This window comes from Billgrantia tianxiuensis (assembly GCF_009834345.1).
Classification (GTDB): Bacteria; Pseudomonadota; Gammaproteobacteria; order Pseudomonadales; family Halomonadaceae; genus Halomonas; species Halomonas tianxiuensis.
The window spans coordinates 2023105-2049016 of record NZ_CP035042.1; the positions used below are offsets into that span (position 1 = coordinate 2023105).

Consider the following 25912-nt stretch of genomic DNA (forward strand, 5'->3'; position numbering starts at 1 on the left):
AAAGGCGTGAAGCCATGAAGACACAGTATTACACCGCATCCAGCCTGGATGGCTTTATCGCCACCGAGGACGACTCGCTGGAGTGGCTGTTTCCGCTTGGTGATCTGAACGAATCCAGCTATCCGGCGTTCATCGCCGAGGTGGGTGCGTTGGCCATGGGGGCTTCCACCTACGAGTGGATCCTGCGCAATGCCGATACCGTGGCGGCCGAAACCGGCTCGCCATGGCCCTACACCCAGCCGACCTGGGTGTTCACCCATCGTAACCTGGCGATTCCCGAAGGAGCGGACGTTCGCTTCGTGCAGGGGGAGGTGGGGCCTATCCATGAAGAGATGCGTGCAGCCGCGGGAGGAAAAAACCTCTGGATCGTCGGTGGTGGCGATCTGGCGGGGCAGTTTCATGATGCCGGCCTGCTCGATGAGCTCATCGTCCAGATTGGTTCCGTTACCCTGGGCAAGGGTAAACCGCTATTTCCACGCCGCGTGCTGAGCCCAACCCTGCGCCTCGAATCGGTACGCCAGATGGGTGCCGGTATGGTCGAGTTGCGGTATGGGGTGGTCGCAAGGGAGGAATCGCATTGAAGAAAGTCCTGGTGGCTACCGGCGGCAGCCGGGGCATCGGCGCGGCCACCGCCCGCCTGGCTGCCGCTGGCGGCTATGCCGTATGCATCAACTATCGTCACAATGAAGCGGCGGCGCTGGCCGTGGTCGAGGAGATCGCCCAAGCCGGCGGCGAGGCGATTGCCGTGGCGGGGGATGTCGGCAACGAGGCCGACGTGATGCGCCTGTTTGCCGAAGTCGATGAAAAGCTCGGCACGGTCACGGCGCTGGTCAACAACGCCGGCATTCTGGAAACGCAGATGCGCGTAGAGGAGATGGACGCCGCGCGCCTGCACCGGGTGCTGACGGCTAACGTGATCGGCAGCTTTCTCTGCGCCCGGGAAGCCGTGCGGCGCATGTCGACCCGGCATGGTGGTCAGGGCGGGGCGATCGTCAACGTCTCCTCGATTGCCTCGCGGCTCGGCGCGCCGGATGAGTACGTCGATTACGCCGCTGCCAAAGGCGCCATCGACAGCTTCACCATCGGCCTGGCCAAGGAGGTCGCGGGCGAGGGCATCCGGGTCAACGCCGTGCGTCCGGGAGTGATCTATACCGAGATCCACGCCAGTGGCGGCGAGCCCGACCGCGTCGAGCGGGTCAAATCCTCCGTGCCCATGCAGCGCGGCGGCCAAGCCGAGGAGGTTGCCCGCGCCATTCTCTGGCTGCTTTCGGATGAAGCCTCGTACTCCACTGGGGCGCTGCTGGACGTGACGGGAGGAAGATAGTCGGCTGCGACAAGAGGAGAGATTCAGTCAGGCGTACGAGAACGGTCATGTGTCTAGACCTTTTGTCTATGTTGCTTTCAATGTTACTCAGCGTTAGCTTGGGTAATGAAAGCCGCTGAGACGGCTCTGACGAAAAAACACAAGTACGCAGGGAACTACCCGGTAACAAGTTTGCCGGGTAGATTCTTGTTTGCCCTATCTCCAGGCTCCTCACGGCTTCATCTTCCGACTCGCGGCGTATCGCCGGGATTTCCTCCCTTGCCCGTCGGTTACCGAAAGCGCCCGGGCGGTGTGATAGACTGCGCGCCTCGGCCTGCGCCAGCAACACTTCCCCATCGGTAGCCCGTCATGGAAATCAAAGTCAATTTTCTCGAAAATCTCAGGCTTGAAGCCAAGTTTGACGATTTCACCGTCATCACCGACCAGCCCATTCGCTACAAGGGCGACGGCTCGGCGCCAAGCCCGTTCGACTACTTCCTGGCGTCTTCTGCGCTGTGTGCGGCCTACTTCGTGCGGGTCTACTGCCTGGCGCGCAACATCCCCACCGAGAACATCCGGCTCTCGCAGAACAACATCGTCGACCCGGAAAACCGCTACAACCAGATCTTCAAGATCCAGGTCGAGCTGCCGGAGGACATCTCCGAGAAGGACCGCGAGGGCATCCTGCGCTCCATTGACCGCTGCACCGTCAAGAAGGTGGTGCAGACCGGCCCCGAGTTTCAGATCGAGACGGTGGAGAACCTCGACGAGGACGCCCAGGCCCTGCTGATGGTGCAGCCCGACGAAGACGCCTACACCTGGATCGAAGGCAAGGACCTGCCGCTGGAGCAGACCATCGCCAACATGTCCGGCATGCTGGCGGAGCTGGGCATGAAGATCGAGATCGCCTCCTGGCGCAACATCGTGCCCCACGTGTGGTCGCTGCACATTCGCGACGCCGCCTCGCCGATGTGCTTCACCAACGGCAAGGGCGCCACCAAGGAGAGCGCGCTATGCTCGGCGCTGGGCGAGTTCATCGAGCGCCTGAGCTGCAACTTCTTCTACAACGATCAGTTCTTCGGCGAAGAGATCGCCAACAGCGCTTTCGTTCACTACCCAACGAAGAGTGGTTCAAGCCGGGACCCAATGACGAGCTGCCGGAAGGCATCCTCGACGCGTACACCCGCGAGATCTACGACCCGGAAGGCGAGTTGCGCGGCTCGCACCTGATCGACACCAATTCCGGCAAGGTTGAACGCGGAATCGTCGCCTTGCCCTTCGTGCGCCAGTCCGACGGCGAGACGGTCTACTTCCCCTCGAATTTGATTGAGAACCTCTACCTCAGCAACGGCATGAGTGCCGGTAACACGCTGCAGGAAGCCCAGGTGCAGTGCCTTTCGGAGATCTTCGAGCGGGCGGTAAAGCGGGAAATTCTGGAGCAGGAGCTGGCGCTGCCGGACGTGCCCCAGGAAGTGCTGCAGCGCTACCCGGCCATTCTCGAAGGCATCCAGGCGCTGGAGGCCCAGGGCTATCCGGTACTGGTCAAGGACGCCTCCCTCGGCGGCCAGTTCCCGGTGATGTGCGTGACCCTGATGAACCCGCGCACCGGCGGCGTGTTTGCCTCCTTCGGCGCCCACCCCAGCTTCGAGGTGGCGCTGGAGCGCAGCCTTACCGAGCTGCTGCAGGGCCGCAGCTTCGAAGGCCTGAACGACTTCCTGCCGCCGACCTTCAACTCCCAGGCGGTCTCCGAGCCCAACAACTTCGTCGAGCACTTCATCGACTCCTCGGGCCTGGTCTCCTGGCGCTTCTTCAGTGCCAAGAGCGAGTTCGAGTTCGCCGATTGGGACTTCTCCGGCAGCGGTTCCAACAGTACGGAGGAAGAAGCAGCCACGCTGTTCGGCATTCTGGAAGAGTTGGGGCTCGAGGCCTACATGGCCGTGCATGAAGACCTGGGCGCGCCGGTGTGCCGCATCCTGGTGCCGGGCTACTCCGAGGTGTACCCGGTGGAGGACCTGATCTGGGACAACACCAACATGGCGCTGGACTATCGCGAGGACATCCTCAACCTCCACGCCCTGGGCGACGAGCAACTGGCCGACCTGCTGGCGCGCCTGGACGAGAGCCAGCTCGACGAGCACATGGACATCATCACCCTGATCGGTATCGAGTTCGACGAGAACACCGTGTGGGGCCAACTCACCATCCTCGAGCTGAAGCTGCTGATCAATCTTGCCCTGGGGCAGCACGAGGAGGCGCTGGAGCGGGTCGAGATGTTCCAGCAGTACAACGACAACACCGTGGAACGCGGGCTGTTCTACCAGGCCATGGCCGCGGTGCTGGAGATCGTGCTCGACGACGAGTTGGAACTCGACGACTACTTGCACAACCTCACTCGCATGTTCGGCGAGCAGACCATGGCGGCGGTGGTCGGTTCGGTGAACGGCGACGTGCGCTTCCACGGCCTCACGCCCACCAACATGCAGCTCGAAGGCCTGGAGAAGCATCAGCGCCTGATCGAGAGCTACAAGAAGCTGCATGCCCACCGCGCCAGGCGGGCAGGTGTGGCGGTGTAAGCCCAACGAGCGCCAGCTCCGGCAACACACAAGCGCCCCGGGTCAGTTCATACTGGCCCGGGGCGCTTGCGTTTTCATTCACCCAGGATATGAGCCAATGAGAGCAACAACATGGTGAAAGTGGCGATATTCGTGGACGTCCAGAACGTCTACTACACGGTGCGGCAAGCGTATAAGCGCAACTTCGACTACAACAAGTTCTGGGCCGAAGCCACCGCTGGCAGAGAGGTCGTGAAAGCCATTGCCTATGCCATCGACAGAGGCGACCGGAAGCAGCAGGAATTTCAGAACATTCTTCGCGCCATTGGGTTCGAGGTGAAGCTGAAACCCTACATCCAAAGATCGGACGGCTCGGCAAAAGGCGATTGGGATGTTGGCATCACGCTAGATGCCATCGAGTACGCCGAGCAGGCGGATGTCATCGTGCTGGTCTCGGGCGATGGGGATTTCGATCTTTTGGTGAACAAGATTCGTGATGTACATGGAAAGACAGTCGAAGTCTATGGTGTGCCACAGTTGACCGCCGCTTCGCTGGCGAGCGCGGCGAGTGAGTTCAGGCCTATCGATACAACTCTTTTGCTGATTTAGGTTGAATGAGGCAGCAGCGGTGAATTAGCTAAATAATGCACTGTATGTTGTGCCTTGAAGCATGTTCCCCTATCGCCTATGCCTGATAGGCAGAAAGTGCCACCAGTACGTACGATTTGTCATGAGGGTGCGATATGGAATTCGCGGGCAAGGTTGCGCTGGTCACCGGAGCGGGGGCCGGCAACGGTGAGACGATAGCCGAACGGCTCCATGCTGGTGGGGCCTCGGTCGTGCTGCTCAGCCGACGGTTGGGTACGGTGCAGGCGGTATGTGAGAGGATCGACCCGCAAGGCACACGAACCATGCCGCTGGAGGCAGACGTGCGCGAGCCCGAGGCGATGGAACGTGCCGTGGCTGAGACGGTCGAGCGGTTCGGCAAGCTCGATATGGCCGTCAACAACGCCGGCGTGACGGGTCCTGCAGGCGTATCGGTGGCGAATATCGAAGTGGAGACGTGGCAGGAAGTGATCGAAACCGATCTTTCCGGCATCTTCTATTCGATGAAATACGAGATTCCCGCCATGCTCGAGAATGGCGCCGGTGCGATCGTCAACCTCTCCTCGGCCAACGGGCTGGTGGGGCTCGCCGGCATGGCCGCCTATACCGCGGCGAAGCATGGCATCATCGGCCTGACCCGCTCGGCGGCGCTGGAGCTGGCCGAGAGCCATGTTCGTGTCTGTGCCGTCGCTCCCGGCTATGTTGCTACCCCGCGGATTCTGGAGTCGGGGCAAGACGTTACGGAGTGGATGGCAAGCCAGCATCCCATGAAACGCCTTGCCAGCCGGGAGGAAGTGGCGGAGCTGGTCGCTTACCTGCTGAGCGAGCGCGCCGCCTTCATGACAGGCAGCGTGCACTCCATTGACGGTGGGTATACGGCTCAATAAGAACGCTATTTCTGTTTCGAGCTCATTTAGCCGGAATGCTTCACGCTTGCGGCGGGCATAGTCTTCTGTAACCGAGGTTAGCGGAGTGACGATCACAATAAGAGCCTACCAAGAGCAAGACAGGGCAGCAGTCATTAGGCTATGGCATGAATGTGGCCTGGTAAGACCGTGGAACGATCCTGAGAAAGACATCGACAGGAAGCTCACGATGCAGGCGGAGCTGTTCCTTGTCGGTGAGTTCGAGGGCCGCATCGTGGCCTCGGCGATGGCGGGATTCGACGGCCATCGCGGCTCCGTCTACTACCTGGCGGTCGATCCGCGGCATCAGCATATGGGGCATGGGCGTGAGCTGATGGCAAGGGTGGAGGCGCAGCTGCTGGCATTGGGATGCCCGAAGCTGAATATTGCCGTTCGCACCTCGAACGAGAGCGTTTTGGCCTTCTATCGTCGTCTCGGCTATTCCGTCGACGATGTGGTGAGCCTGGGTAAACGACTGATCGCCGACGACACTGCCTCTCCCTGAGCAAGAAATATCTGAGAGTTGTGTCGATGTGCCCGGTAGTCGCTCGACGACTGATCAGATGCCACTCCCAACGGAGGCCACGATGAGCCAACTACGCGTGTCATGCTTCAGTATTTCTCTGGATGGGTTTGCCGCCGGCCCCGAGCAGAGCCTGGAAAACCCGATGGGTATCAACGGCCTGGAGAATCAGGACTGGCAGTTTGCAACCGCGACTTTCCAGCAGCGCGTGCTGGGTAAGGAGGGTGGAGAAACCAGTACTGATGACGATTTCGTCACCCGCGGGTTCGACAACGTCGGCGCCTGGATCATGGGCCGCAACATGTTCGGTCCCGTACGCGGCCCCTGGCGGGATGAGAGCTGGAAGGGGTGGTGGGGCGACAACCCGCCGTTTCACATGCCGGTCTTCGTATTGACCCATCACCCTCGCGATCCGGTCGAGATGCCGGACGGCACCACATTCTACTTCGTCACCCAAGGCATTCATGCGGCTCTGGAGCGCGCCCGCGAAGCCGCAGGTGATAGGGACGTACGCCTGGGCGGCGGTGTGGCGACCGTGCAACAGTACCTGAGTGCGCAGCTCGTCGATGAGCTTCACCTTGCCGTCACACCGGTACTGCTCGGCGCCGGGGAACACCTGTTCACCGGCCTCAACATGCGCGCGCTCGGCTATCGCTGCGTAGAGAGGGTGGCGACGGAAAAGGTGACCCACATGGTACTCAGGAGAAGTGCAGCAAGAGCGAACGGATATCCGTCATGATGCGTGCGCATTGACGTACTTACCGAAAAATTCCCGGCGGAGAGGGAACTGCCAGCTTCACCCAATAGCTAAAACTATCAGCTTCATTAATGGCTTTTTTTAGCCTGGTTCCGGTCACTTTGTGGCACACTCGGGCGTGAGCAGGGTTCGATCCAGCACGGACGCGCAGAGCAGCCTAGTGGAGCCCACGCACCATGAGTGACGATGCCGCGCCGTTGAGCGTAGACACCGCTGTCTATAAAACGCTGTTGGAGTCTACTCAGGCCATTCCCTGGCGAATCGATTGGGAGACGATGTGCTTCTCCTATATCGGGCCGCAGATCGAGCGCCTGCTGGGCTGGTCCCAGGGGAGTTGGATCGGTATCGACGACTGGGTCGAGCGCATGCACCCGGAGGACCGCGAGCGGGTCGTCGGCTTCTGTGTGGCCCAGTCCAAGGCGGGAGTCGACCATGAGGCGGATTACCGCGCGCTGAAGGCCGACGGCAGCTACGTGTGGATTCGCGACGTCGTGCACGTGGTACGCAAAGACGACGGTGAAGTGGAAGCGCTGATCGGCTTCATGTTCGACATCAGCGAGCGCAAGAAGAATGAGGAGAAACTGCTGCGGCTCCAGCGTGAGCTGGAGGAGCTCTCGTATCAGGATGGCCTGACCGGTGTCGCCAACCGGCGCCTGCTCGACTCCATACTGGAGTCGGAGTGGGCGAGTGCTCGGCGCTCCGGCCAGCCTCTATCGTTCATCATGCTCGATATCGACTGCTTCAAGCAGTACAACGATCACTACGGCCATCTTGCGGGTGACGACTGCCTACGCCGGGTAGCGCACTCTCTCGGTTCCTCCATCGTGCGGCCTCGCGATTTGCTGGCACGCTTCGGCGGCGAGGAGTTCGCCCTCGTGTTGCCGGAAACGGACCTGGAAGCCGCCTGTCAGGTGGCGGAGCGCTGCCGAGCCGCCCTGAGCGACGAGGCCATTCCTCATCGCGCTTCCGACGTCTCACACCTCGTCACCGTCAGCATGGGTGTGGCTACCGCCTACCCGGCAGAGGGCGGCATTCCGGCCAGTCTAATCGAGCAGGCGGATCGCCGGCTCTATCGTGCCAAGCAGAGTGGGCGGGATCGTATCGTTGCGGAGTGATTGACCTGTCTCAAGAGATGGGGTTGGCGCCAGCCTCCCTTGGTGATGTACGGTCAGTATTAACCTAGGTTATTGAGCGGTGAGGATTGTGAGCGCGGCACAGGAGATTCTCGAGCGATTGGCTGGCGGTTCGCTACCGGACTGGCATCTAGTCGAGTCTGCGCTTCGGCGTAAGCCATTGGCGCCTGGTGATTGCCTATTTCTGGTGGGAGTTGCCCACCCTGTCGTCTATTTTGTGGAAAGCGGCGTCATCAAGATGGTTTACGAAACCTACGATGGCGATGCCTGGGTCAAGGCATTCGCTGCGGAAGGCAGGTTCTTTGCCAGTCTTGCCGCACTTACGCCCGGTGGTGTCACCAGCTTCAGTGCCATTGCCGCCTGTCCGGCTTCGGTCGAATCATTGCCTTACCACCTGCTGGATCAGCTCGGCGACAAGTACCCTCAATGGCAGCGTGCCCTCCGGAGAGGCTTCGAGATCTACGGTTTTCGAAAGGAAGCGCGAGAGCGCGACCTGCTGACACTCTCCGCGGAGGAGCGCTACCGGCGTTTCATCGAAGAATACCCCCACATCGCAGAGCGAGTGACCGATCGGGACATCGCTGGCTACGTCCGGGTTACGCCGGTTGCCCTCAGCCGGATCAAGGCGCGGATCAAGCTCAGGCAAACGGAGGAGGACGATGCATTCTGACATCTACGAATACAACCAGGGGCAGGAGTCCTGCGATAAGGCGATATGCGATCTGCTTGCCGAGACGATCGATCGTCACCTGCCCGAAGCAGAAAGCAAGGTGTGGCACGCCCATCCGGTCTGGTTTCTCGATGGCAACCCGATAGTGGGTTACAAGAAGCTCAAGCACTGCGTGCGCCTGCTGTTCTGGAGTGGCCAGTCCTTCGAAGAGGAAGGCTTGCAGAAAGAGGGCAGCTTCAAGGCCGCAGAGGCACGCTACACCGCCGTCGAGCAGGTCAACGTGAAGGACCTCGAGCGCTGGCTCGGTAAAGCCCGCGACATCCAGTGGGATTACAAGAACATCGTCAAGCGCAAGGGGCGGCTTGAAAGGCTGAAGTGACGCTGGGCGCAGCCACGTAGCTTTACGATGGCACTAACCAGACCTGCCGGCCCTCTCGCCGGATTCTTCCTTCGCGCTGAAGCTGTGCCAGCGCGCGATAGACCGATTCGTGCGTCAGCCCGATCTCACCTGCCAGGGCTTTCCAGCTACCCGGCAGTGTGAACTCCGCGTTTTCACCGCTGGCGTGCGCCTGCAAATAGGCGAGCAGGCGTTCCTGAGCGCTGGGTATGTTGAGGATCTCGATGCGCAGGCGTGCCTCATGCAGCCGCCGGGCCAGATCGATCATGAGCTCGGCGGCCAGCGCCGGTTGCCGCTGCATGCCTTCGACCACGGCTGCCTTGGGGAAGCTGAGCAGGCAGGCCGCTGCATCAGCCATCGCATCGCAATGGTAGCGTTCCGCGAACAGCGATGCTTCGGCCAACCAGCGGGTGGGGCCGGCGCGGTCGACGGTCACTTCAGCGCCCGCCTGACTCACCCGCATCAGCCGAACCTGGCCGGACACGATCACGTACACCGAAGTGACCGCCTCCCCAGCGTGAAACAGCATCTCCCCCGCGGCAAGTCGCCGCCGATGGCCAGGGCGGCCGGCTAGCGTCTCCAGGGTCGAGGCGATGCCCGGTGGCTGACTGGATATGATCTCGCTCATACCCAAATGATGCTGCCGGGCCCACTCTAGGTGCAACCGAAAACCGAGAGAGGGCACTCCAATGACACGTCTGCTGGCTTTTGTGCTGTTAGTTCTGACCACCGGGGCGGCCCAGGGGGAAGCGGTGGGGCTCGGGGCCTACGCCGGGTTTCATTCACGCGAGATCAAGGCGCTCTCCGCCAGCGATGTGGAAGGGCTTCGGCTGGGCAGGGGGATGGCGCAAGCCCTGCCGGCGGAGTTGAACGGCTATCCAGGTCCCATGCACGTGCTGGAACTGGCCGATGCACTGAACCTGACCGAAGAGCAGCGGGAGCGAACCGAACAGGCCTACGAGAACATGCGCGTCCGTGCCAGTGACCTCGGCGAGCAGGTGATCGAAAGCGAGCGCGAACTCGACCGGCTCTTTGCCGAGCAACGTGCAACGCTGGATGAGATCGAACGCCTCACCGAACAGACGGCCCGGCTCTGGGGCCAACTGCGGGCGGTACACCTCGAATATCACCTGCGCATGCTCGCGGTGCTCGATGAGGAGCAGATTCGGCACTACAGTCACCTGCGAAACTACGGAAGTGGCGACCATCGTCACTAGTGGCTCGAGCAAAGCCACGCATAGCAAAGCCATGTGTATGCCTGTGGCGAAGATGCGGAATAGCAGGGGTAATTCCTGAACTATCGTGCACAGACTGTGAGTTGCCGCCGAGGAGAGGTTTCAGGCAATCTGGCATTGCAGAACTTCAGATAATAATTAAATGAAGGGGAAGCTATGAAAATCGTAATCGTTGCTTTTGTGCTGTTGGTCTTCAGTAGTAGCGTTCTGGCCCATGGTGGAGGCTGCCGCAAGAGTTCACCGCCAGGGCAGTGCTGCCACATGGATAACAGCGTAGGTAGAGTTCACTGTCACTGAGATCCAGTAGGGCAACCCAACACCCCGAGCCCGCGCCTGGCTCGGGGTGTTGTCGTTTGTGATAACAGGCTAGGGGCTGGCCCTACACCTTGCTCACGATCAACGCGGCATTCACCCCACCGAAGCCGAAGCCGTTGCACAGCACGTGCTGGGTCGCATGCTCGCGCGCCTCACCCGAGACGATGTCTAGGTCGTGCAGGTCCTCGTCGCGGTGTTCCAGGTTCAGGGTCGGGGGCAGGCGGTCGTGCATGGCGGCCAAGGCAGAGAAGATGCTCTCCACGCCGCCGGCGGCACCGAGCAGGTGGCCGGTCGAGGATTTGGTCGCGGAGATCGGAATGCCGCCGAGGGCGTTGCCGAAGGCGTTGCGCAGGGCGGCGATTTCGGCCCGGTCGCCGACCGGGGTCGAAGTGGCATGGGCGTTGATGTGGTCGATATCGGCGGGAGAGAGCCCCGCCATTCTCAGCGCGGCACGAATGGCCGCCGCGGCACCGCCGCCGTCTTCCGGGCCGGCGGTGATGTGGTGGGCATCGGCACTGGTGCCGTAGCCGCTGAGGATGGCCAGCGGCGTAGCGCCGCGTGCCTCGGCGTGGGCCAGGGTTTCGATCACCAGCAGCCCCGCGCCTTCTCCCATCACGAAGCCGTTGCGCGCCTGGTCGAAGGGGCGCGACGCCTTGGTGGGGTCGTCCTGCTCGGTGGAGAGCGCCTTCATGGCGTGGAAGCTGGCCAGCGAGAGCGGGTCGATGCAGGCCTCGGCGCCGCCCACCAGGGCCACCTCGGCTTCGCCGCTGCGGATCATGCGCATGCCGTCGCCGATGGCCTGCACGCCGGCCGCACAGGCCGTGACCGGGCAGCCGATCGGTCCGCGCAAGCCGTAGCGAATCGAGACGTTACCCGCCGCCAGATTGGCCAGGAAGGCCGGCACGGTGAAAGGGGAGAGCCGGCGGTGGCCGCGCGTCGTCAGGGTATTCTGCGCCTGGGTGATGGTGGGGAAGCCGCCAATGCCGGAGCCGACGATGGTGGCCGTGGCCAGGCGCTGGGCATCGCTCTCGGGGAACCAGTTGGCCTGGCTCAGCGCCTCCTGGGCGGCGGCCATGGCGTAGAGGCTGAACAGCTCCAGCTTGCGACGCTCCTTGGCATCCAGCACGCGATCCGGATCGAGGCCGGCTTGCGGGTCGTTCTCAATGTCGGGCACCGAGCCTGCTACCTTGATGGGCAGGTCGCCGGTATCGAAACGGCTGATCGTAGAGAGGCCGGAGCGGCCGGCAAGCAGGCGCTCCCAGCCTGCCTTGACGCCGCAACCAAGCGGGCTGATCATGCCCATGCCGGTGATGACGAGCGGTGATTGCATGGTAATTTCCTGAACAGCTTGGGGTTGTGCCACGCTAGCACCGAGCTTGATATGATCAAGATAATATTCAGCGTGGGAGTGTGAGGTCGCCATGCCCTACTCGACGAACCACAAGGCCAAGTCGCGGGAGCGCATCCTCAAGTCGGCCATCGAGCTGTTCAGCCGCAAAGGCTTCGAGAAGGTCTCCATCGGCCAGATCATGAAGCTGGCCAAGATGACCCACGGTGCCTTCTATGCCCACTTCGCCTCGAAGGAAGCGCTCTACCACGCCTCGGTGCGGGAAACCCTGGAGAGCAGCCGCGCGGCACGGCTGGTCAAAGGGCCGCTCTCGGTGAAGCACCTGACGGAACTGGTCGCCAACTGCTGGAACCTCCAGGAGCTGGAACGCAAGCACAAGCCGGGGCCCGAATCGGTGCTGTTCAACGAGATCGGCAACGAGAACGCCGAGATCCGCACGCTCTTCGAAGCCTCCTACCTGCGCATGAAGAAGATGCTGGAAACCCGGCTCATCGCCCTGAGCCGCCTGAAGAAGCTCCCCTTCGAGCCCGACCGCGAGATCATCGCCGACAAGGCCCGTGTCATTCTCGCCTCGCTGGTGGGTGCCGTGGCCATCGCCAAGAGCCTGCCCAACGAGCAGGAACGCCAGCACATCCTCGACGCCGCCCAGCGTAACATCCTGCAGATGCTAGGGGTCGATGAGAGCGAACTGGAGGGCATGGCGTCTGCCGCGGGGTAGGGCGGTAGCTGACCGGCCTGCCGGCGTCACGCCAACCGTCTCCATTCGAACGAATCAGGGAGGATAGGCACCGATGGCACGCGACAACCCCAAACCCACGGCCGAAGCGAAGCCGAAGCTTCTTTCGGGAGGCAACCCGCAGATCCCCAAGGGCGACGGCGACGCCCCGGTGCAGGCCTACATCGCCGCCATGCCGGAGTGGAAGCACGACGTCGGGCGCAGGCTCGATGCGCTCATCGTGCGTACGGTGCCCAATGTGCGCAAGGCCGTGAGATGGAACTCGCCCTTCTATGGCATCGAGGGCCAAGGCTGGTTTCTCACCTTCCACTGCTTCACCAAGTACCTCAAGGTGGCGTTTCTCAACGGCGCCTCGCTGGAGCCACCGCCGCCTATCGCATCAAAGGACCCCAACACCCGCTACCTGCATATCCACCAGGACGAGCCGATCGACGAAGCACAGCTCGCGGAATGGCTTCGCCAAGCCTCCCGGCTGCCCGGCGAGCGCATGTTCTAGCGAGAGAGCCTGGGCCTAGGCGAACGCGATCAGATGACGGCACCTTGACCGGGCCTCATGAATGCCCAGCTCGAGGCTGCCATTTTTGCGTCCTTCTGCCGCTTGATCCGTCTCCTGTTATGAAAGCCTCGCCAAGGGCGAGGCATCTATCCAGGAGGAACATGCCATGCTGAAGAAGATGCCATCTGCCGTATCGTCAGAATCGAGCCACACGACTCCTGCGGTCGAGAGCGAGCGCCCCGCGGCAGAGGCGGCCGGGCAGGGTATCGCAGCGCATTCATGCTGCGACCCAAGCGAACAGGCCACCTGCTGCCAGCCCCAGGCCAAGGCCGAATGCTGCGGCCCAACCACGGAGGAGGATTCATGCGGGTGTCGTTGAGCGCGAACGACGAACAGGCCCAACGCCTGCTGTGGCAGGCGTTTCGCAGCGAACTCCTGCGCTTCGTGAGCAGACGGGTAGCCGACGAGGGCGTGGCGGAGGACATCGTGCACGATGTCCTCATCAAGGCCTTCGCCTACCGCGATGAGCTGAGAGATGGCTCCCGGCTGCGCGCCTGGCTCTATCAGATCACGCGCAATGCGCTGGTGGATCACTATCGGGCACACAAACCGCTGGAACCGCTGCTGGCGGAGCTGGAGGAACAGGCGGAGGCAGATGAGCGAGCGCAAGCGGAGCTGGCCCTGTGCCTGCGCCCGCTCATGGGCAAGCTGCCGGAAAAGTACCGCGAAGCGCTGCTCTCCACCTTGGAGAGCGGCTTGAGCCAGAAACAGTATGCATCCCAGGCGGGGCTGTCGATCTCCGGCGCCAAGTCCCGCGTGCAGCGCGGTCGCACCATGCTGCGCGATGCGCTGGTGGAGTGCTGCCGGGTCGAAATGAACCAGCGCGGAGAGGTACTGAATTACGACGTGGGCGAAGGGTGCCAATGCCGCTAGCGCAAGACCGCCCTGAGACACCGACCTTCCACGTCGCCAATCTCTCATAGCCTGCCTCTCATAGCCTACCCCTATCGAGTCGAAAGCCTCCCTCTTGCTTGACGGCTTCGGTGTTGAATCCTTGACTGTAATCTGACGGCTTATAGGACTCTCAATGCCTTCGGCATAGGGCCGGAAGGCGTTTACAACAACATGAGGCGATGCGGCGTTATCGGCTCAGATACCCTGTAGGCCACCACCCAGTCGAGGAGAAGACCGTGTCCGATCAAAAGCCTACACGCCGGGAGTATGGGGCGCGCACCACGTCCCGTCTGCAGGGCAACGAGCACTGGTGGCCCGACCAGCTCAACCTCAACATCCTGCACCAGAAACACCCCGACGCCAGCCCGTTCGGGCCGACTTCAGCTATGCCGAGGCATTCTCGCAGCTCGACGTAGACGAGCTTTGCGCCGATCTCGATGCCTTGATGACCGATTCGCAAGACTGGTGGCCCGCCGACTGGGGCCACTACGGCCCGTTCTTCATTCGCATGTCGTGGCACGCCGCCGGCACCTACCGCGCGGTGGATGGCCGCGGTGGCGGCGGTACCGGCGCCCAGCGCTTCGCCCCGCTCAACAGCTGGCCCGACAACGGCAACCTGGACAAGGCGCGTCGTCTGCTGTGGCCGATCAAGCAGAAGTACGGCGAGAAGATTTCCTGGGCCGACCTGCTGGTGCTCGCCGGCAACCGCGCGCTGGAGACCATGGGTTTCCGCACCTTCGGCTTCGGCTATGGCCGCGCCGACATCTGGGCGCCGGAGGACGACATCTACTGGGGCCCCGAGACCGAGTGGCTCGCCACCAAGGACGAGCGCTACACCGGCAGCTGGGAAGACGGCAGCCGCGTGCTGGACAACCCGCTGGCCGCGGTGCAGATGGGCCTCATCTACGTCAACCCGGAAGGCCCCAACGGCGTGCCGGACGCCATGAAGTCCGCCCAGGACGTACGCGAGACCTTCGCCCGCATGGGCATGAACGACCGCGAGACCGTCGCGCTGACGGTGGGCGGCCACACCTTCGGCAAGATGCACGGCAACGGCTCGCCGGATGCCGTGGGCGATGCCCCCGAAGGCGCCAAGATCCACCAGCAGGGCTTCGGCTGGGCCAACACCCATGAGACCGGCCTCGGCGAATACACCGTGACCTCCGGCCTCGAAGGCGCCTGGACCCCGACGCCGACCAAGTGGGACAACGCCTACCTCAACACCATCTTCGCCCACCAGTGGGAGGTGAAGAAGTCGCCCGCCGGCGCTAACCAGTGGCAGCCGGTCGAGGTCAAGGAAGGCTACTGGGTGCCCGACGCCCACGTGGAAGGCAAGAAGAACCCGCCGGTGATGAACACCGCCGACATGGCGATGATCACCGACCCCACCTACCTGGAGATCGCCAAGGAATTCCACCAGAACCCGGACAAGCTCGCCGACGAGTTCGCCCGCGCCTGGTACAAGCTGCTGCATCGCGACATGGGCCCACGCGCCCGCTACCTCGGCCCGCAGGTGCCCGATGAAGTGCTCGTGTGGCAGGATCCGGTGCCCGAGCACCAGGGGCCGCTGGTCAACGACCAGCAGATCGCCACGCTCAAGCAGCAGATCGCCGACTCCGGCCTCAGCGCCAAGCAGCTGGTGAGCACCGCCTGGGCCTCGGCCTGCACCTACCGCCAGACCGACCATCGCGGCGGTGCCAACGGCGCGCGCATCTGTCTCGAGCCGCAGACCGGTTGGGACATCAACCAGCGCTCCGGCGTGTATGACGTGATCGACAAGCTCAAGCAGATCAAGGACGCCTCGGACGCCAATATCTCGCTGGCGGACATGATCGTGCTGGGCGGCAGCGTCGGGGTCGAAATGGCGGCCAAGGCGGCCGGGCACAACGTCACCGTGCCGTTCACTCCGGGCCGCACCGATGCCACCCAGGAAATGACCGAGGTGGATACCATCGCCTACCTGGAGCCGAGGCACGACGCCTTCCGCAACTACATGCAGCCCCAGGCGACCTCCATCCCGGCCGAACACCTGATGGTCGACCGCGCCTTCATGCTCAACCTCAGCGTACCGCAGATGGCCGCGCTGCTCGGCGGCATGCGCGCCATCGGCGTCAACGTGGGTGACAACAACGACGGCATCCTCACCGACCGCCCCGGCCAGCTGACTAACGACTTCTTCGTCAACCTCGTCGACATGGGCACCGTGTGGGAGCCCCTCGACGACAGCGAGGAACGCTTCGAAGGCCGCATTCGCAAGACGGGCGAGAAGAAGTGGACCGCCACCCGCGTCGACCTCGTGTACGGCTCCAACTCCCAGCTACGCGCCATCGCCGAGGAGTACGCCGCCAACGGCGGAGAGGAGCGCATGATCGACCGCTTCGTGAAAGGGTGGGTCAAGGTCATGGAGAACGACCGCTTCGACCTGCACCGCTGAACGACAGGTCCGCGGCAGTAACGCGGACCTGGTGGGCTTCAAAACTGACCCCGGAGGCTGAGCAACCAGCCTCCGGTTTTTTTATGTCCCTACTCAGATCAAAAGAAGTGGCGCTATCGCCGCCTCATGCTTTCGTTGACGTTGCCCTAAACGTTTCTGTTGGTTACGGTTAGTAAAAAGTCACAGAAGATGACTAAGCAACCAAGACGTACTCAGGGACTGCCGCATTAGGATGATGCGAACCATCATCCATTCTGCCAGCAGGGGCGGTAGCGTGCCCCGACTCCCAACTCCCCGCCAGACGAAATCAATCCTATTTACATTTTCCAGTAACTTACTGAATCCAAATAGTTTCGACTGCGCATGGTATTCTCTGACAATCGATTGATTCGGAAGAGATAACCCATGCGCCATGAAGGCAAACTCACCGAGTGGAACGACGCCAAGGGCTTCGGCTTCATCACGCCAGCCGCAGGCGGCCCTCGTGTATTCGTTCATATCAGCGCCTTTCCCCGCGATGGGCGCCGGCCGCAAGTGAACGAACCGATCACCTACCACCTGACACACGACAGCCAGAACAGACCGAAAGCCCAGAAGGCGGGCTACCTGAAAGCGGCACGTCATTCACCCCCTCGCTCCAGAGGGCTGATGTTGGCATGCGCCATCGCCGCTGCGTTCTTCGCACTCCTGGCAGCCTTGAGCGCTCTAGGCCACATGCCAATGCAGCTCATAGCGGCATACGCACTGCACCTTCGCCATGTACGGCATCGACAAAGCCGCAGCAGGGAAGGGCAGAAGGCGCACTCCAGAAGCCATGTTGCTCTTCGCAGGCTTGATCGGTGGCTGGCCCGGCGCGCTGGTAGCGCAGCGGCTGTTTCGGCACAAAACCAGAAAGCAGCCGTTTCAGGCGATATTTTGGTGTGGGGTGGTGGTGAATTGTGGGGTGGTTGGGTGGCTGGTTTATTCGGATGAGGCAGCGAGGCTTTCGGCTGGTTTTGGGATCGGTTAACAGTAACCAAGTCTGTTGTGCAAAAGGTATTCGGCTGCATGCCAGTCTATTAGAGAACCTACATACAGTATATTGGTCCCGGCAAAACGCGCAAACGCGAATTCTGCATAGGTGGCAGAGCTATACTTAGGAGCTAAAAAATCAACGAGTTGCAAGGAATGATGCGCGTCAGATAATATTGTTGAACGCGCAGGATGTTCATTGAATATCAGGACGTGCAGTCCAATCACTGTTATGCCCAAAGGAACTGACGATCAATGAATCAAGATTGGATTCTTCAAAAAAAGGAAACTCGCCGGACTTTTTCAAAGTCTACTTGGGTGCCTTTGAGAGCATCAATTAACGATGAAAAAGGAAACTGCAAATATATAGGGCACGTTGGTGAGTACTTTGGTTGTGGTTCTGTAGCATTTCCTCCGGAGCACAGAGAAATAGCAGAAAAAACTAGCTGGAGTGACATTGGGATTGGTTGTACCCCTCAACCTTATGCATATGAAGATGGCTATTATTCTACAATTGAACAGTACCAATGGAATGACAAAGAACCAATCGGAATCCATCTTATATTTGAGCACCCTCAACCTGTAGTTGGCGGAAGTTTATGGATATTGAATCCTGACTTAGTAGTAGCGCTTCGTCTTATAAAAGAGGGAAGTAATTGGGTAAGGCCAGAAGAGAATTTTGTAGTAGTAGCTCGGGAGGTTCTCGATGAAAAAGGGGAACAGCGCCTGATCGAAATAAAAAGAGAGTTTCTTCTCGACTATTTGGCGGCTAGAAACTTATCTCTCAGGCTATCGTACTATCGACAAAGAGTTGAAAACGTACCGACACTTGAAAATAGCGAATATGCTGGCCTGGAAGACCACCAAGAAGAAAGGGATGGCGGCCGATATGAACTACTTATTCAAAATTTGAATGATGTATTTGGCGGTAGTTGGGCAATGTTTCGTGCTTGGCGCACAGAAGTAGACGAAGAGGAAGACGCTCCTGTAATGGGGCCCGAAACAAACGAAAATACTGATTATGAAAAGTCTGAAGGAAACAAGTCCGGTTATGATGGTGTACGGGTGGAAGGAGAATTTTGGCGGGATGAATGGATTGAGCACCAAGGCATAAGCAAACGCGTTAGAGGGGACGCTGATACAAATCTACCTCAATTTATAGTCGAAACAGATAGTACACGCATCGCATCATCTGAGCTAAACAATGAAGACATTGGAAGGTGGCTGTGGTTCCGTTCAAGTATTGTAAATGAACTGTTGGGGCTTCGAGGCTTCTCACTTGAATGGTATACAGCCGAAACAGGTTCTATTCACTCAACGTCCGGTTATCGAATTCACTTTGGAGTGAACTCAGCGGATTTCATTACAGTATATGCTTATGACATCGCCCGTCTCCCTTCATGGGAACAGCACTTATGGGCCGCACATAATGCAGTCCCAGAGGGTAAGGTTTCCAGTGAGTTGTTAGATTCTCAAGTTAAGGCTCAACCCGCATCTACACATGCAGTAGAGGCGTTACTTTTTGAAGTAATGAGCATGCTGGAGAATGGATTTAAGCAAGAGTTTAATGTTTCTCTTTTCTCACATGATATAGACCGTAAAGAAGCCTTAAAGAAAATCTCCAGATTCGAAAGTAAAGATCAGGCGTCATTGCTAAGGCTAGCAAAAGAAATTGTACGCGTTTTCTCTGACCGGCTTAATGTCAAAGAGTTGCGGGCGTTATCAGTACATGCGAATAAGGATAAACTTGGCTCAAACAAACTACTGCAAGACATACTATCCCGGAAGGTTGGAGATGCTGCTGCTCGTAAAGTCTTTGGTCCAATTGTAGGTGCTTATGATATGCGATTAGGTGATGCACACCCGACAAGTTCAAAAATCGGAGAAGCCTTAGAGCTTGCCGGAATTGACACTGAAAATTCATATCTAAGGCAAGGGCAACAATTGATTTCCAATGTTGGGCAGTCAATTTGGTGGATTGGTAAGATGATGTTTGAAGATCCTAAAAAATGATGAGGATCGTAAGGTGGCATAACAAGGCGCTGCTGTCGGACAAATTTTCCGCTGCGCTCCAAATCTGCCGCAGAGCGCGGCGTTAAGTTTACAAAGAAGTAATGGTATATGTTTAAGACGAAGCCTACATGGGAACAGTTTGAAGACCTCGTTCGAAGAATTCTTGAAGCGAACAATTTTCGCATCCAGTCACATTTGCCTCGAGGTGACTCCGGCTTCGACTTTCTTGGTATTTTGGGAAATGAACAATGGGCAATTGAAGTCAAATATTACAGGACAGCAAGAGCTCGCCCTTCGCTAATAGAGTCTGCCGCAGCCCGTGTAGTTAACAACGGCTTGCGTGGTGGTGCTAAGAAAGGAATGTTAGTCATATCAAGTGTTTTACCAACAGAAATGCGGCTTGTTCTGGAAGATAAATTCAGTATTTCTTTCGCAGATAGAACTGACCTGAGAAATTATGCTTCAGTTTCTCCGGCTCTTGCGGAAGAGCTAGATTCTTTACTTGAAGCAGATCCAGACTTGGTTCGTGATTTGTCCGACCGAAAGGAGGCACCCTGGAATAGAAGCCGCTCTATAAATGAACGGCAGGCGCCCCCGTCTGATACCAAAGGCACAGAGCTGTGCACTAGATTGAAAGATACAAAACGTGGGAAGCAAGCATGGTCTCAGTATGAAGAGCTTTGTATAGATGTCCTTAAGTACTTATTTCCGAACGACTTGCAAGGCTGGCATGCCCAGAAAAGAACAGATGATGGGGTAAGTAGGTACGACTTTGTTTGTCGAGTCCGTCCGATGACCGAGTTCTGGAGCTTCTTAGTGGAGCACCTTAATAGCAGGTACGTAATATTTGAATTTAAAAATTATGTAGGGAAAATAAAGCAAGGTCAGGTGCTAACAACCGAAAAATACCTTCTTGAACGAGGCTTGAGAAAAGTTGCAATTGTCCTCACTCGGGCTGGAGCTGATAAGAACGCCTTCAAAATGATGCAGGGCGCAATGCGTGAGTACGGGAAACTTATTTTAGTTGTTGACGATAAAAGCCTGTGCAGGATGCTCCATATGAAAGAGCAAGGAGAGGACCCAACTGATTATTTATTTGAGCTGGCTGACGATTTCTTGTTATCGTTGCCAAGGTGAAATTTAACAATTAGGTGAAGCCGACCGAAACTACGCTGCGCTGCGTCTCGGCGGCTTACTATGGCGTTAGAGGAAAGCATGAATTCGAAGATTTGGTTGAAAAACATAGATCGAATTTCCTTATGCTCAGCGAGCGTTGACTACAAAGCTAAGAAAGCATTCAAGGCTGTATTAAATTGGATTGTGAAAAACAATTATAGGGGTGGGTGTCATGATACGTCGGCGGCACTCCACATACTTCTTGAAGAGCAAGGAGTCAAGTCTAGCCTTTGTATTGGGGAAGTTAAAATTGATGAACAAAGCTTCTTTGATCACTCATGGGTGACAGTAGATGACTTGGTTCTTGATGCATCGGTATGCATGCCAAATATTGGAGGCTACGCTTTCCCACCAGTGTTTGCATCGAAAGATCTCCTTACTCTGGATGTTCCCCAAATTTACTACGGTGAACGATCTCCAGTGGGGTTCGATAGCGAGGCAAAATTTGTGAGCACCGCAAGCTTGTCTGAATATTCTACAGGCCATCTAGATGATCCAAACAAGCTGTGGAGCCTAACTAAAACACTAGCTAAGGAAGCAGGTGTCAAAGTTAATGCTGGGAAGTTGAAGGATCAGTACGGTGCAGTCATGCAGACATGTAGTCTGCGCCTAAATCCTCTAACAAATAATTGCAACGGATCAATTTACGCTGCGCTTCAATTGCCCGCTGAATTGGGCGTTAGCTGAAATACTCTATGGGGCACAGAATGAACTGGTACTGGATAATTGGCATTGCAATAGCGCTAGCCCTGATCTATCGCCTTATTTCCGAAAAGCCGAAATCAGTAGCCTACGAAATTGGGCGAAGAATCAATGTGAAGCCACATTTCATTGAGAACATGATCACTGCAATGGGTTCTAAGCGAGGTCTGATGTTTGTAGATCAGATGTCTCGCGGTGGCGATGAGTTTATTGAGAAAGGTGTGTATACTTTTATCGTCTTCGAGATTTCAAAGAACGACCATGCGGAGAATATCAAGTGGTGGAAGTCTCGACTCAAAGAGTCCGGCTTCGACCCACAAATGAATGCGGAGAGAGCAGAGGTTGCTTTTACGTATCTCAAAGATGCCGGAGCTGATCATTCTCAGATCCCCAATTTTATCAATGTGTACAACTCAATCAGCTAACAAAGCGGTGTTGTCGCGGCACAAAATCGAGATGCGGGGATGCCTTCGCTGGCGCTCCGGCGCCCCAAACCGCGGCGTTAGACTAAAAATCATATGAACTATTATCTTCTAGCTCTATTTTTGGCACCGCCGTTTCTGAGAATATCCAGAAAGACACGGGTTGAAAAGATGCGTAAAGTTCTAACAGAGGGTCACAGACCAAGTTGCATCACAGTTGGCGGTGAGCCAATTCCCATCTCTGGACTTCCTCCAGAGTGGGAGTCGGCGCAGAAAAGGGCATATACTCCAGCTCACTCAGTTATGTATTTGTTCAACGTCACGCGCTATGGCGGTCAAGGCAAAGGCGAACGCGTATGTACGCTGGGCGAGCTTGAGAAGTGGCTAGCCGATGAGAAGGATGTGCGCAAGTATTACCTCGGAGCTGTCGCTCTGGGCTTTATTGCTATTACTTTCATTGCCTTGCGTTTCGTTACAACAGGCTAACAATCGCATACATTCGGACAGAAGAAAGAGCCGTTCCTCGTTCCTCGTCGCCCTGCTTCCTTCTGCCGATGATGTCAGACGCTATGTGCCAGCTTTATCTGAAAGAACATAGGAAGATTGAAGCGTGATACCAGAATTAAATCAATCAGGAGTGCTGCCGCCTTTTATACCCGAGCAAGGGCCAACCGACCCTGCTGGTATGGCTCCCTATAAGACTACGATAACAGAGTTCATTCATCGTTATGCACACACTTTTGAGAGGAGAGCTATACTTAGAGGGCTGCTGGATTATCGTAGAAAGCTTAAGAGTATTGGAGTTCGTAACGGCTTCCAGTGGCTCGATGGTAGCTTTGTCGAGGATGTGGAGTTAAACCGTGGCCGACCTCCATCAGATGTGGATATAGTCACATTCGCTTTGAGGCCTACGAATGATTTAGAGTTATGGAAGAAATTGGTCTATGAAAACACAGATCTTTTTTTGCCCAATGAAGCGAAGCAGAAATACTGTTGCGATGCGTATTTCGTTGACCTAAACACGCATCCTATACATGTAGTGAGCAATACTCGGTACTGGTTTGGATTGTTTTCACACCAGCGCGAATCTTACCTTTGGAAAGGAATGGTGGAAATACCGATTGATTGCAGTGACGATGAGGCGCTAGAGATTTTGGATAGGGAGGCAGGTAATGCCTAAGAAGCTCAATGTTGACAGCCTATCTTCTGAAATTAACACTCTTAATGAGCTGCTTTCTAGTGCGCGTCAATCTGGCGATTTCGTAGGTGAGATGCAGCTCGAGCATCGAATTTCTGAATTATCGAGTAAATTAGAATTATTGAAAGAGGGCTCAGTCTCTGATAACAGCGCGAGCGTTGCTCTATTTTTTGGTGGGCAGCCTGTGCTTGGTTCAAAAGGAATTGCTGCAGAATTTGCTGGAACAGCATTAGAGCAGTTTCAGGATCTTATCGCTAAAGTTTTCGCCAACAATGAAGTCGGCGATTTAGGTGAAAGAGGGAAAGTGCCACTCAAGGCAAGCTCAGAGCTAATGGTTACTGGCTTGGCAAGGGGTTCTTTTGGTTTTGTTCTTGATGAAATGAGCGAACAAATTCAAATGGAATCTTCACAGTTATCGCATGTTATAGACAAGGCTGCACTTCTTCTTCGGGATTCTGCTGCCCAGGACGATGCGGTTTTTGAGTCTATTTTAGAGGAATTGGAGCCGAGAACGCTAATCGCTCTCAGGGATTTTTTTTCCAACTTGGATTCAAGTAAAGCAACTATAAGGGTTGTTGAAAAAGAGCTGGATTTTACTCTTGATGGTCCTTCTATCCATAGGGCGAAAGTTAGAACGGAAGCTACAAGCATTGAAGAAAAAACAATTGAAATTGAAGGAACTCTGGTAGGATTTTTGCCAGAGCACCGAAAATTTGAACTGGCTGACAATGCAGGAAAACTTTTCTATGGCTCCGCTACTAAAGAGGCTGTTGATCAGTTTACAAAAGCTACTGACAGCGTGATCGGAAAAAAATGTCTAATTAAAGTCACGGTTAAAACTGTTGCTCCACTAAACAGACCGCCAAGAGAAGTGGTTCGTTTGATAGAGTTTCTCCGGTTTGGAGAATAAACACATAAAAATCGCGTCAATTATGGCGCTTGCAAACTCGAGCCTATTACGCGGGCGTTATATTTTTTTCCCGGGGATCAGTATTGAAACAATTGTGTAAATACATGAATGAACCAAGAGATATCTTTAGTGATGGGTTCATTCGACTATCTCAGCCAGCAGTTTTGAATGACCCATTCGAGGCTTCATTCTGCGAGAATAGCTTAGAAGAATTAGCCGGCCATTTTAATTATCCAACGGCTCAGGATCCAGAATTCGGCGATTTGAGCTTTTCTCAGTACATCGAAATGCGGATGCATAACATCGGTGTTATATACTTTTCCGAAAACAAAGAGGATCTATTGATGTGGGCTCATTATGCAAACGAGCATAAGGGGCTTGCTATCGGCACAGTGTCTATTCCTGGCAATGGGTCCATTTTCCATAACCTGTTCAGATCGGATGCTTTGATAAATTCTTCTTGGGGCGAGGTATACTCACCATTTGACGGAATTCCTAAGCCGGTTTCCTATAGGAAAGGGCTTCGATACAGAAATGACAAATTCGACTATGACTACTCGAATATCTCAGTGGAAGGTGCTAATAGAATACTCTATGAAGTATTTATGCGAAAAAGTGACGAATGCATTTATGAACAAGAGCACCGAGTGGTCCTTAGGTTAAAACAGTCAGACCGAGTGGTTCTTGAATGTATTGACCTTATGCCTAACGAGCGTGTTAGAGACCGAGTTTCGTCTGTAGAGTGGTCTTTTATTGATCCGAATAGTGGCCGAGCTGATATTAATCTTATGGGCATTCAAGATGATGTTGAAAGGGTATCGCTTTCAATGCATTTGGCGAAGTTAAGTCGTAATCCCAATGTGGTGTATTTGATGAAGTTATCATCTAGCAGCATCAATAATTGCTTGTTTGGACTTAGGTCGAAACTTGAAAAGGAGGATGTCATTGGAGGTACGCATCCTCTACAGGTATCTAGATGTCTGGAAAGCAAGAAAGAATCAGGGTTGCTATAGCCTTGAGTGCCAAGAGATATAACAAGGCCAAGCACAGCGACAGCATTCTCGTTTCAGCTTCGCCTACACTACAAAGCCGCTTGTGCTGCGGGGGTTAGATGATAAAAACAGTTATATCTTACAAGTAGTGAGTTCTTATGCCAAGAAAAGCAATTCCACCGACACTTAAAAACAAACTGCTCTATGAGAGTCAGTATTGCTGCGCTATATGTCAGAAAAGTGGATGTCAAATCCACCATATTGATCAAGATCATTCTAACAACACTGAAGATAATCTTATTGTCCTGTGTGTCGCCCACCACGATGAAGCACACACAATGCGGACAATGTCGAATAACTTGGATGCGCGAGCATTACGCCACGCTAAAAGTGAGTGGACTAAGCAGGTTCGAAATTCACGTACTTTGGCAGCGACACTAGAAGGTCAAACAAAAAATACCAAGAATGGATGGCTTTCTGTAGGAGTATCATGGGGCTACATCAATCACAAGCGTGTCGCGGAAATGTCGGATATTGGAGCCATATCTAACAAAGGACAGAGGCTTCTAAAGTATTGTCTCGATAAAGAAATGGTTGATGAGAATGCGATCATTATTAAGCCCCTCAATTCGTCAATGAGCAACTCTTTTATCAGAAACAGTGTTTATAATTGGTTCGATTTTGGGGATGACCAACGGTTGCACGCATTATACTCTGAGATGGTTGATCAAATTAGTCGCAACACCAATGTGATCCATTTGGAACCATCGACGTGGACAAAAGCAAGAGTAAGAAGCTTAGTAAGACCGGGTGGGCTTATTTTCTTTAATAAAGGAGTGTATTTTAAATCTATTGACGAAACGCAAGAAAACGATCATAGAAGGTGTCAAACTTTCAAGAATAAGGTTCATGTCGAGTTCTATGTGGACACCATTGATATGTTTGGAGCTACATCAAAGACCGTATCGTTCCAAGGACACCAAACTTGTGCTGCTCTGTTGCTCGTCAAGTCATTGGGAGAAAGAGATGATGGTGGTTTAGTGCTGAGCTGTACACCACTCGCACTAGGGGTAGGGTTTAGAGGGGCGATTGATATTCAGGCCAGCTAACAAGCCGCTTCAGTC

25 protein-coding genes and 3 pseudogenes are annotated in these 25912 nt (G+C 56.1%); 26 read left to right on the plus strand and 2 right to left on the minus strand.

Going from position 1 to position 25912, the window contains the following annotated elements; all coding sequences use genetic code 11:
- Nucleotides 1-14 precede the first annotated feature (14 nt).
- The 10 genes and pseudogenes from EKK97_RS09410 (at nt 15) to EKK97_RS09455 (ending at nt 8828) form a co-directional block, all read left to right on the plus strand.
- Complete coding sequence (locus tag EKK97_RS09410) at nt 15-581, plus strand: dihydrofolate reductase family protein (RefSeq protein WP_159551380.1); 567 nt, start codon at nt 15-17, stop codon at nt 579-581.
- The gene (locus EKK97_RS09415) at nt 578-1324 is read left to right on the plus strand and encodes an SDR family oxidoreductase (protein WP_201297049.1); all 747 of its coding nucleotides are present in this window, start codon (nt 578-580) and stop codon (nt 1322-1324) included. The genes EKK97_RS09410 and EKK97_RS09415 overlap by 4 nt, the downstream gene beginning before the upstream one ends.
- A 348-nt stretch (nt 1325-1672) precedes the next feature.
- Nucleotides 1673-3876, plus strand: a pseudogene (locus EKK97_RS09420) (OsmC domain/YcaO domain-containing protein).
- 111 nt (nt 3877-3987) lie between these two features.
- Nucleotides 3988-4464, plus strand: coding sequence for a LabA-like NYN domain-containing protein (locus EKK97_RS09425; protein ID WP_159551382.1), 477 nt, complete (start codon nt 3988-3990; stop codon nt 4462-4464).
- Between the two features lie 134 nt (nt 4465-4598).
- On the plus strand, nt 4599-5348 hold the full coding sequence (locus EKK97_RS09430; RefSeq protein ID WP_159551384.1) for an SDR family NAD(P)-dependent oxidoreductase: 750 nt from the start codon (nt 4599-4601) through the stop codon (nt 5346-5348).
- Between the two features lie 85 nt (nt 5349-5433).
- Nucleotides 5434-5871: a GNAT family acetyltransferase gene (locus EKK97_RS09435; RefSeq protein ID WP_277987343.1), complete on the plus strand. Its 438-nt coding sequence runs from the start codon at nt 5434-5436 to the stop codon at nt 5869-5871.
- Between the two features lie 82 nt (nt 5872-5953).
- Nucleotides 5954-6628 (plus strand): dihydrofolate reductase family protein, encoded by a 675-nt coding sequence (locus tag EKK97_RS09440; RefSeq protein WP_159551386.1) that lies wholly within the window; start codon nt 5954-5956, stop codon nt 6626-6628.
- A 194-nt stretch (nt 6629-6822) separates the two neighbouring features.
- The gene (locus EKK97_RS09445) at nt 6823-7761 is read left to right on the plus strand and encodes a sensor domain-containing diguanylate cyclase (RefSeq protein WP_159551388.1); all 939 of its coding nucleotides are present in this window, start codon (nt 6823-6825) and stop codon (nt 7759-7761) included.
- A gap of 88 nt (nt 7762-7849) precedes the next feature.
- On the plus strand, nt 7850-8449 hold the full coding sequence (locus EKK97_RS09450) for a Crp/Fnr family transcriptional regulator (RefSeq protein WP_201297050.1): 600 nt from the start codon (nt 7850-7852) through the stop codon (nt 8447-8449).
- Entirely contained in the window at nt 8439-8828 is a 390-nt protein-coding gene (locus EKK97_RS09455) for a DUF1801 domain-containing protein (protein ID WP_159551392.1), read from the plus strand. Before EKK97_RS09450 ends, EKK97_RS09455 begins: the two co-directional genes overlap by 11 nt.
- 22 nt (nt 8829-8850) lie before the next feature.
- Here EKK97_RS09455 and EKK97_RS09460 read toward each other — a convergent pair whose 3' ends face one another.
- On the minus strand, nt 8851-9474 hold the full coding sequence (locus EKK97_RS09460) for a Crp/Fnr family transcriptional regulator (protein ID WP_159551394.1): 624 nt from the start codon (nt 9472-9474) through the stop codon (nt 8851-8853).
- A 61-nt stretch (nt 9475-9535) separates the two neighbouring features.
- Between EKK97_RS09460 and EKK97_RS09465 the strand changes: the two genes are divergently transcribed.
- Nucleotides 9536-10063 carry a Spy/CpxP family protein refolding chaperone gene (locus tag EKK97_RS09465; RefSeq protein WP_159551396.1) on the plus strand — a complete coding sequence of 176 codons (528 nt, stop codon included), beginning with the start codon at nt 9536-9538 and terminating at the stop codon, nt 10061-10063.
- Between the two features lie 397 nt (nt 10064-10460).
- Here EKK97_RS09465 and fabF read toward each other — a convergent pair whose 3' ends face one another.
- Nucleotides 10461-11726, minus strand: a complete 1266-nt coding sequence (fabF, locus tag EKK97_RS09470) for a beta-ketoacyl-ACP synthase II (RefSeq protein ID WP_159551398.1) — start codon at nt 11724-11726, stop codon at nt 10461-10463.
- A 91-nt stretch (nt 11727-11817) separates the two neighbouring features.
- On the opposite strand from fabF, the gene EKK97_RS09475 reads away from it, so the two are divergent.
- From EKK97_RS09475 to EKK97_RS09545, 15 genes and pseudogenes are all read left to right on the plus strand, one after another.
- Nucleotides 11818-12462, plus strand: a complete 645-nt coding sequence (locus EKK97_RS09475; protein WP_159551400.1) for a TetR/AcrR family transcriptional regulator — start codon at nt 11818-11820, stop codon at nt 12460-12462.
- 73 nt (nt 12463-12535) lie between these two features.
- The gene (locus EKK97_RS09480; protein ID WP_159551402.1) at nt 12536-12976 is read left to right on the plus strand and encodes a DUF1801 domain-containing protein; all 441 of its coding nucleotides are present in this window, start codon (nt 12536-12538) and stop codon (nt 12974-12976) included.
- A gap of 363 nt (nt 12977-13339) precedes the next feature.
- Nucleotides 13340-13909, plus strand: coding sequence for an RNA polymerase sigma factor SigZ (gene sigZ, locus EKK97_RS09485; protein ID WP_159551404.1), 570 nt, complete (start codon nt 13340-13342; stop codon nt 13907-13909).
- A gap of 257 nt (nt 13910-14166) precedes the next feature.
- Nucleotides 14167-16364, plus strand: a pseudogene (katG, locus tag EKK97_RS09490) (catalase/peroxidase HPI).
- Between the two features lie 405 nt (nt 16365-16769).
- Nucleotides 16770-16949 (plus strand): annotated as a pseudogene (locus EKK97_RS24530) (cold shock domain-containing protein); the annotation flags it as partial.
- A gap of 172 nt (nt 16950-17121) precedes the next feature.
- A complete protein-coding gene (locus EKK97_RS09500; RefSeq protein ID WP_201297113.1) occupies nt 17122-17373 on the plus strand; it encodes a DUF1294 domain-containing protein in 252 nt (83 codons plus the stop codon).
- Nucleotides 17374-17630: 257 nt separating this feature from the next.
- On the plus strand, nt 17631-19388 hold the full coding sequence (locus EKK97_RS09505) for a hypothetical protein (protein WP_159551406.1): 1758 nt from the start codon (nt 17631-17633) through the stop codon (nt 19386-19388).
- Nucleotides 19389-19496: 108 nt separating this feature from the next.
- Nucleotides 19497-20525, plus strand: coding sequence for a restriction endonuclease (locus EKK97_RS09510; protein ID WP_159551408.1), 1029 nt, complete (start codon nt 19497-19499; stop codon nt 20523-20525).
- Nucleotides 20526-20603: 78 nt separating this feature from the next.
- Nucleotides 20604-21251, plus strand: a complete 648-nt coding sequence (locus EKK97_RS09515) for a lasso peptide biosynthesis protein (protein ID WP_159551410.1) — start codon at nt 20604-20606, stop codon at nt 21249-21251.
- A 20-nt stretch (nt 21252-21271) separates the two neighbouring features.
- Complete coding sequence (locus EKK97_RS09520; protein WP_159551412.1) at nt 21272-21691, plus strand: DUF1198 family protein; 420 nt, start codon at nt 21272-21274, stop codon at nt 21689-21691.
- Between the two features lie 300 nt (nt 21692-21991).
- Nucleotides 21992-22174: a hypothetical protein gene (locus tag EKK97_RS09525; protein ID WP_159551414.1), complete on the plus strand. Its 183-nt coding sequence runs from the start codon at nt 21992-21994 to the stop codon at nt 22172-22174.
- A 124-nt stretch (nt 22175-22298) separates the two neighbouring features.
- Nucleotides 22299-22868 (plus strand): DUF6932 family protein, encoded by a 570-nt coding sequence (locus EKK97_RS09530; RefSeq protein ID WP_159551416.1) that lies wholly within the window; start codon nt 22299-22301, stop codon nt 22866-22868.
- Nucleotides 22861-23796 carry a hypothetical protein gene (locus EKK97_RS09535; protein WP_159551418.1) on the plus strand — a complete coding sequence of 312 codons (936 nt, stop codon included), beginning with the start codon at nt 22861-22863 and terminating at the stop codon, nt 23794-23796. The genes EKK97_RS09530 and EKK97_RS09535 overlap by 8 nt, the downstream gene beginning before the upstream one ends.
- Before the next feature lie 104 nt (nt 23797-23900).
- Nucleotides 23901-24809: a DUF2971 domain-containing protein gene (locus EKK97_RS09540; RefSeq protein ID WP_201297051.1), complete on the plus strand. Its 909-nt coding sequence runs from the start codon at nt 23901-23903 to the stop codon at nt 24807-24809.
- A 137-nt stretch (nt 24810-24946) separates the two neighbouring features.
- Nucleotides 24947-25897, plus strand: a complete 951-nt coding sequence (locus EKK97_RS09545; protein ID WP_159551420.1) for an HNH endonuclease — start codon at nt 24947-24949, stop codon at nt 25895-25897.
- Nucleotides 25898-25912: the final 15 nt, after the last annotated feature.